The sequence below is a fragment of the Komagataeibacter xylinus genome, assembly GCF_031081985.1.
Classification (GTDB): Bacteria; Pseudomonadota; Alphaproteobacteria; order Acetobacterales; family Acetobacteraceae; genus Komagataeibacter; species Komagataeibacter xylinus_E.
The window spans coordinates 454,479-462,186 of record NZ_JARWSK010000004.1; the positions used below are offsets into that span (position 1 = coordinate 454,479).

At 64.2% G+C, this 7,708-nt stretch carries 8 protein-coding genes; 2 read left to right on the forward strand and 6 right to left on the reverse strand.

The window, feature by feature from the left end:
- Positions 1–29: 29 nt before the first annotated feature.
- The 3 genes from QEG70_RS10330 to QEG70_RS10340 form a co-directional block, all read right to left on the reverse strand.
- Positions 30–233: a TOBE domain-containing protein gene (locus tag QEG70_RS10330; protein WP_308720560.1), complete on the reverse strand. Its 204-nt coding sequence runs from the start codon at positions 231–233 to the stop codon at positions 30–32.
- 78 nt (positions 234–311) lie between these two features.
- Positions 312–1,289 carry a ribonucleotide-diphosphate reductase subunit beta gene (locus QEG70_RS10335; protein ID WP_308720561.1) on the reverse strand — a complete coding sequence of 326 codons (978 nt, stop codon included), beginning with the start codon at positions 1,287–1,289 and terminating at the stop codon, positions 312–314.
- A gap of 186 nt (positions 1,290–1,475) precedes the next feature.
- Positions 1,476–1,691: a hypothetical protein gene (locus QEG70_RS10340; protein ID WP_308720562.1), complete on the reverse strand. Its 216-nt coding sequence runs from the start codon at positions 1,689–1,691 to the stop codon at positions 1,476–1,478.
- A gap of 67 nt (positions 1,692–1,758) precedes the next feature.
- Between QEG70_RS10340 and QEG70_RS10345 the strand changes: the two genes are divergently transcribed.
- A complete protein-coding gene (locus QEG70_RS10345) occupies positions 1,759–3,030 on the forward strand; it encodes an O-antigen ligase family protein (protein WP_308720563.1) in 1,272 nt (423 codons plus the stop codon).
- 169 nt (positions 3,031–3,199) lie between these two features.
- The gene (locus QEG70_RS10350) at positions 3,200–4,567 is read left to right on the forward strand and encodes a lipopolysaccharide biosynthesis protein (protein ID WP_308720564.1); all 1,368 of its coding nucleotides are present in this window, start codon (positions 3,200–3,202) and stop codon (positions 4,565–4,567) included.
- Positions 4,568–4,585: 18 nt separating this feature from the next.
- On the opposite strand, the gene QEG70_RS10355 is transcribed toward QEG70_RS10350, so the two are convergent.
- From QEG70_RS10355 to QEG70_RS10365, 3 genes are all read right to left on the reverse strand, one after another.
- Entirely contained in the window at positions 4,586–6,742 is a 2,157-nt protein-coding gene (locus QEG70_RS10355; RefSeq protein ID WP_374762585.1) for a TonB-dependent receptor, read from the reverse strand.
- A gap of 67 nt (positions 6,743–6,809) precedes the next feature.
- Entirely contained in the window at positions 6,810–7,268 is a 459-nt protein-coding gene (locus QEG70_RS10360; RefSeq protein WP_308720565.1) for a DUF2946 family protein, read from the reverse strand.
- A 73-nt stretch (positions 7,269–7,341) separates the two neighbouring features.
- Positions 7,342–7,708 (reverse strand): hypothetical protein (locus QEG70_RS10365; protein ID WP_308720566.1); only part of this gene is annotated, 367 nt, incomplete at its 5' end.

Genomic DNA, 7,708 nt, shown 5'->3' on the forward strand with positions numbered 1-7,708 from the left:
GTCGGATGGCCCGGAAACATGCAAGGGCGTCAGACGCCCACCATCACATCGGATGCCTTGATGATGGCGGTCGCCTTTTCACCAACCTTAAGGTTCAGTTCGGCCACGGCTTCATTCGTGATCGAGGCGGTAATGGTGCTGCCGCCCACATCAATCGTGACATGCGACGTGGTTGCACCTTTGGTAATGCCGGTAATCGTGCCTGCAAGCTGGTTACGTGCGCTGATTTTCATCGTGTCAGTCTCCCTGGTGGCGTCACGGCTGGGTGTAGGCCCATAAGCCGCATCAATCAAATGGCAGCCGCAGTCGCGTCAGGCGAAGGCTTCATCCCACGTGCCCTGCGTCGCACCCCGGCTGTATTCGGTGGCGCGGTTTTCAAAGAAGTTGGTGTGCTCCACCGCGTTCATCATTTCGTCAATCCACGGCAGCGGATTGCTCGGCACGTCATAGATCGGGCTGAGTTCGAGGCCGATCAGGCGGCGGTTGGCAATGAAGCGGATATACTGCTTGACCTCATCGGCGCTCAGCCCCTGCACCGGCCCCATGCGGAAGGCGAGGTCGATGAAGCGGTCCTCGTTGGTCACGATCTCGCGGCAGGCGGTGTGGATGGCGGCAGCCACGGCGGGCTTGTCGATCTGGTGGCCGAATTCCTGCATGTAGGTCTTGAACAGGCGCGTGACGGATTCAACGTGCAGGCTCTCGTCGCGCACCGACCACGTCACGACCTGGCCCATGCCCTTCATCAGGTTATGGCGCGGGAAGTTGAGCAGCATGGCGAACGAGGCGAAAAGCTGAAGCCCTTCGGTAAAGCCCGCGAACACGGCCATGGACAGCGCCGTGTTGTAGTGGTCGTTCATGTTGAAGCGCTTGAGGAACTCGTGCTTCGCGGCCATTTCCTCATATTCGAGGAAGGCGGCATATTCCGTCTCGGGCATGCCGATGGTGTCGAGCAGGTGGGAATAGGCGGCCTGATGGATGCTTTCCATGTTGGTGAACGCCGAGAGCATCATGCGCACTTCGGTCGGTTTGAAGCGGGGCATGTACAGGTCGATATAGGCGTTCTCGACCTCGGTATCCTGCTGGGTGAACAGCCGGAAGATCTGGGTGACCAGATAGCGCTCGGTTTCGGACAGGTTGTTGTTCCAGTCCTTCACGTCATCGCCCAGCGGAATTTCCTCGGGCAGCCAGTGCAACTGCTGCTGGGTCTGCCATGCCTCATACGCCCAGGGGTAGCGGAAAGGCTTGTAGACCGGGCTGGGCGAGAGAAGATTCGGTGTGTCTTTGCTCATGAGTCGTCCCTTTGCCACAAAAACAGGAAGCCATTTTATCTGGGCCTACGGTTTAGAGGGCGGTTGCGTTCCATGCCAGCAGACATCTGTCAAATTTTAAAAGTTTTTGGTGAAGCTTTTTTCAAAAAGCTTCGAAGAATGCTGCTTTTTTGAAAAAATGCAGCACCCAAAAACTTTTTATTTTGGTCATGGTCTTTCATCGGCATGGGCCGAGGGGCTGGCGCGCAGGGGCGGTCCCTGTATGCCCTCATCATTATGGTGGCTCGGCTCGGGGCCATAACAGCCGGCAAGCAGCAGGGGCAGGAGCAGAATGGCGAGGGGGCAGGGGATCAGGCGCATCGTGATCTCCGGTGAATACCGGCTGAACGTGGCAGGCAGGCGGAAGTTTGGGCGGGCGTGCAATCCATTTTGTTTCCGCATGCCGGTGCGATACACCGGGCGCGGACACAAGGCACGATGGGCAGGGTGAATGCGTCACGTTGAGCAATGGATGCGCAGGATTGCAACCGGGCTGGTCATGCCCATGCCCCTGCTGCTGCTTTATGCCCTTGCCCCTGCGGAAATTGCCATGACCACCGTGGCCGTCCTGTTCGTGGCCCACAGCCTGCTGAAGCGCGACTGGACCTGGCTGCGGCAGGGCTGGGTGGCGGCGGCTGCGTTGCTGTGGGTGCAGATTGTGCTGGCCTCCCTCCTTGCCGGGCATGGCGTGATGCAGGCGATCGCGTTCGTGCGGTATTTTGTCTTTGTCGCGGCCCTTCAGCACTGGGTTCTGCCCGATCCCCGCACGCGCCAGATGCTGGTCCGGGCTTATGGGGCCGTGGCCATATGGCTGGTGGCCGGGTGCTGGCAGCAATATCTGTGCGGGCGCAATTTCATGGGGTACGGACGCTGGGCGGATGGCGCGCTGCTCGGCCCGCTATGGGCGCCACGCGCGGGGCATGCGCTGGTCATGACGGCGCTGCCGGGCCTGTTTCCGCTTGCGATTGACCGCGCGCGGCGCGAGGGCGCGCGGGGGCGGATCATGGCCGGGGCGCTGCTGGTGGGGCTGGTGGTGACCATGGTCCTGATTGCCCAGCGCATGCCGCTTTTGCGCTTGCTGCTGGCCATGGGGCTGTGTGGCCTACTGGTGCCCCGCCTGCGCGCCGTGGTGGGGGTGACAGGCGTGCTGGGGGCGGGGGCCGTGGCCCTGTCGCCGCTGCTGGCCCCGCAGGCGTACCATAAGCTGGTGCTCAACTTTGTCGCGCATATGCAGGGTTTTGCCGATAGCCCGTATGGCATGCTGTTCATCCGCGCGGGCGTGATGATCGAACGGCACCCCTGGTTCGGGCTGGGGTTTGACGGGTTCCGGCATGCCTGCCCCGATCCGGCGTATTTTCATGGCCTGCCTTGGCTTGGCGTGCGCGAAGGCGTGCATGGCGCGGCCGTGGGGTGCAACCTGCATCCGCATAATTTCTACCTGCTCATGGGCACCATGGGCGGCGTGCCGGCCATGGTGCTGTTTGCAGCCTTTGCCGCCTGCGTGCTGGCGCGGGCATGGAGGGGGCTTGGGGCTGCAACAGCCACGCGCGATCCGCAACGGCTGATGCTGGCGGTGGCGTGCGTGGTGGTACTGTGGCCGTTGCAGTCAACGAGTTCGTTCCTGACCCAGCCCACGGCGGGGTGGCTGTTCATGGCGATCGGCTGGGCGCTGGCCTGTGTTCCGCCTGCCTCTCATTTGCAATCCATGCGCGGCAGGGACTAGCCCCCGGAGCCTCGGCGCACTAGAGTGCCCGGCGCGGTCGGTCCGGATGCCCCTCCGGCCCGCGACCGTTCTTGAATCAAGGGAGCCTGCGCCATCGTTTCCCCCTGTTGTTCTGTAGGAACGTGTCCGGTTTCGCGCCGGGCGCGGGTATCTGTGCGTGTGGTGACCCATGGCAACTGAATCGGGCGATGCGCTCAAGCGTATTTTTGGCAATACGGGCTTCCTGATCGCAGGCCGCGCGACCAATGCCATATGCAGCTTCCTCTACATCGCCTGGGCTGTGCGTGCATTGGGGCTGTCGCGCTTTGGCGTGCTCATGCTCGTCACCACGTTTGGCACCGCCATCTCGACCGCAACGCACCTGCAGTCATGGCAGCCGCTGCTGCATTATGGCACCGATCCCTTCACCAATGGCAGGCGGGCGCAGTTCTCGCGCGTGCTGGCGTTCTGCGTGCGGGCCGACTACCTCAGTGGCGGGGTAGGCTGGCTGGTGGGCACGCTGGGCGTGGCGCTGTTTGGCACCGCCATGGGCTGGCCTGCGGCTGATCAAGGGGCGGCGATGGTGTATATGACCACCATCGCGTTCATGAATTTTTCCTGGTCGGCGGGCGTGTTCCGGCTGTGCAATACCTTCTGGCTGAACATGCTGGTTGACCTGTCGGGCACGCTGGTGCGCACCGTGGGGTCGGGGCTGGGCTTCATGTACCATATGGGGCTGGATTATTACCTGCTGGTGTGGAGCATGACGCAACTGGCCATGTTCACCACCAGCACCGTTCTGGGCCTTGTGCAGTTGCGGCTGGCGGGCGGCATCCGCTTCAACCCGTTTGCCCGCCTGGCGAAAGGCGATGCGCCGGGCATCTGGCGCTTCACCCTTTCCACCAGCGGCAACCATGTGCTGAGTTCGGTTTTTAACCAGTTCGGCACGCTGCTCGTAGGCGGCCTGCTTGGGCCTGCCGATGCCGCCGTCTATCGCGTCTCGCGCCAGATTGGCGAAGGGATCGCCAAGCCCGCGCAACTCATGGTGCCTGCCCTTTACCCCGAATTCATCCGCCTGCGCGACAAACAGGACTGGTACGGCATCAAGCGCGTGACCGTGCAGCTTTTCTTGACGATTGGCGGTTTTTCCGTAGCCCTCATGGGGGTGGCGATGCTGATGGGCAACATCCTGCTGACATGGATGCTGCATGTGCACTGGCATGGTGGCCGCCACCTGATCATGCTCATGCTGGGCAGTGCCGTGCTGGGCCTGGGCATCGTGCCGCTCGAGCCGCTGCTGACCGTGATCGGGCAGGTCTCGCGCGTGCTTCGCGCCCGCATCATCGTCACCGTGACCTACCTGCCGCTGGTTTATGGCATGACCCGGCTGTGGCGGCTTGAGGGTGCGGCGGCGGCAGGCGTGGTGGCGGGGCTGATCATGTTTGGCATCTGCCTGCGCCCGGTGCTGGCCTGGTTTGGCCAGATGACGCCGGGCCGCGCGCCTTCCCCGCCCGCCACGGTGGAAACGCCGGGCGGGGAAGGCGGGACGGGGGCGTGATGACCCGTCCCGATCCCGTCAGAAGCTTGCCGTCAGGCTCACATTGAACGACCGGCCCATGCCGGGCAGCGCGCGCAGGCTGCCGGTGGCGGCGTAATCGGCCAGCGACCAGCCGCCCAGCGGCAGTTCGTATTTCTGGTTCAGCACGTTGTCGATGCTGGCATCGAGCGTCATGTAGCGCCAGTGATACTGCCCGCCCAGCCCCAGCAGGGCATAGCCGGGGGTGCGGGGTTCGTTGCGCACCCAGTCCACCGTGTCCTTGGCCTTGACGAAGGTCATCTCGACCCGGCCGCTCCAGTTCTTCCACCGTTCGTTCAGCGTGACGCTGCCATTGGTGGGCATCTGGTGGTACAGCCCCGCGCCATTGGTCAGGTCCTGCCCGCGCACCCAGTTGAGGTTGGCCACGATCTCGCCCCGGCCAAAGCGGGCGTTCTGCCACAGCCGGTAATTGCCCGAGCCGTTGATGCCGTAGCTCTGGGCATTATGGTTGGCGAAGCCCAGCGTGTAGAACTGCCCTGCGCTGGCAAGGCGGTAGGCGTTTATGTAGTCGTGGGTATAGGTGTAGTAGGGCTGGACCTTCAGGTCCCACCGGTCGCCATCGGGGTCGTGCCAGTCGGCGGTGATGGAGGCGGTATTGGCCACCTCGGGCTTGAGGTCGGGGTTGCCGACATAGCCGTTGCCATCGCCAAACCAGTTGATCATGCTCGTGACCATGGCCGAGCGCCCCCAGGCATAGCGCTCATACAGGTTGGGCGAGCGGGTCTTGCGGGCATAGCCGCCCTCGATGGTCAGGTCGCGGCGCGGCTTCCAGCGCACAAGGGCCGTGACATCGAAGTTCACGTCCGTCCGGCCCCGGTCGGTGGTGTTGAACGCATTGGCCGCCTTGATGTTGGCCATGTTCATCATGCTCATGGTGGACGAATAGCCCGATACCGGGCCGGTATTCATCATGACCAGATCATTGCGAAAGCCCAGCAGCGTGGTCACGCGCGGGGTCCAAGCGGTCTCCCACTCCACAAAATGGCCCAGCCGGTCGCGGTGGCCGTTATTGATGCTGTGATAGGTGTCCGGCCCCATCATCATGCTGCCCGCAACCGGCGGCCACCAGTCATTGAGCCCGGAATGGTCGAACGAACTGCCCAGGCGCAGGGTCTGGCCTTCCGCCAGGGGAATGGTGGCCTTGATGCTGTAGCCTGCCATGCGGGCATTGGTGTTCATGGGCATGTGGGTGGTCTTGGCGCGGTCGGGCAGGAAGTCCATCGCGTGGTCCTCGCGCTGCCAGTAGCCACGCGCCTCAAGCTCGCCCCAGCCGAACGTGCCAAGATACTTGCCGTTGACGAAGGTGGAGCGGTTGTTCGTCATGTCCATGTACTGGTTGGCGAAGCCCTCATGCGGGGTGTCCTGCTGGCCAAAGGTCAGGGCAAGCAGGTGGTTGCCCTTGTGCACGCCAAAGGTCACGGCATGGTTGTAGGTCAGGTAGCTCGTGGAGCGCACAAGCCCCGCATCCCCGCCGCCCTCATAGTCGCCCGCCTGTGCGTAGGAGGCATTGTAGCGCAGGCTGAACGTGTCATTCGCCACCGTCAGGCTGCCCGAGGCGCCATAGCCGCCGCCATTGCTGCGATAGGTGCCGGTGACATGCCCGGTCACGAGCACCTTGCCATGCTTCGCGAATTGCGGGTCCTTGCGTTCGACATCGATCGTGCCGCCGGTGCTGTCGCCGCCCATGCTGACGGGGGTTATGCCCGCTATGGCGGTGGCCGTGTCCACGCTGTCGGGGTCGATGAAGGACAGGGCGGGGTTCATGTGGTTGGGGCAGCCCGAGGCGATGCGCACGCCATCGACCACGGTGGCCACGCGGTCATCGGCCATGCCGTTGAGCACGGGCAGGGAAGCGAGGCCGCCTGCGGAATACGTGCTGACACCGGGCTGGTTGCGAAACAGGCTGGCGGCATCGGGGCTGCTCAGGCTGGCTGCCGTGCGCTGCGCGGCGGAAGGGGACGCCGCCGAAAGCAGGCGGTCGCCCATGGGGGTGCTGTCCGCCATATCCTCGATCGAGAGGCCGGGCAGGGTTACGGTTGTCTGGGCGCGCGCGCCCAGCGGGTGCAGGGAGGCTGCCAGCATGCAGCCGCCTGCGGCCACCGCGAGGGGGGTGGCCGTTTTTTTCATGGAAGTCACTTTTCATGTCCTGAACGGAAAAACGAAAAACGCGCATGCCCGTAAGGGCCTGCGGCAGCGCGTGGGTTCAGGAGATGGAAGGTGGCCCGCAGGCCGGGGGCAGCCCCAGCGGAACAGGAGGGGGCGCGCGGGGCTGGCGGGGGGCATGCCGGTGGGCGGCCCATGCCATGGGCGGCAGGGGCAGGAAGGGCAGAACCACCAGCGCAAGGGCAGGCAGGTGCAGGAGCGGGCAGAGCGGGCAGCCTTCGGCATGGTCGTGGCCATGGGGGGCCGCGTTGCCATGCTGATGGGGCGCGTTCGCCATCACCATGTGGTGATGGGCAGGCGCTACGTGCCGGTCCGCCTGCATGGCGACGGGGGCAATATCTATTCCCGTCAGCCGCATGATGGTGCCGCGCGGCAGTTCGCCGGGCAGGCTGCGGCTTTCAACCAGCAACTGGCCCCATAGCCCCAGGCACGCGCACAGCACCATGACCCAGCGGATCACAGGCATGTCATGCAGGAAGGGGTGGCGGGCTTGGCCCATGATGGACAGGTTCTTTGCGGTTGTAGGATAAGGCGGTAACAGGAGAGTGTTCTCGGAGGTCGGGGGCTATTTGTCAAATGACAAGGCAGCCCGCGCCCATGCCCCAATGGATGGAAGCGTGCAGCAGCAGGACAGAACGGCAGGCCGGATTCTTGTCACGCCAACCGGCCCCGCCGGCTGGCGGCGCGGGCGGCTGCTTGCGGGCTGGGCCATCGTGGCCGCCGTGCTGGGCCATGGCCTGATTGCCGCGTGGCTGCTGCCCGCCCGCACGCCCGTGCCTGCGGCCCCGGCGGAAAAAAACAGCATTCAGGTCTTTTTTGACCAGCCCGGGGTTGCGCCGCCGCCCCAGGAGGCTACGCCACAGCCACAGCCACAGCCACAGCCACAGCCACAGCCACAGCCACAGCCACAGCCACAGCCACAGCCACAGCCACAGCCAC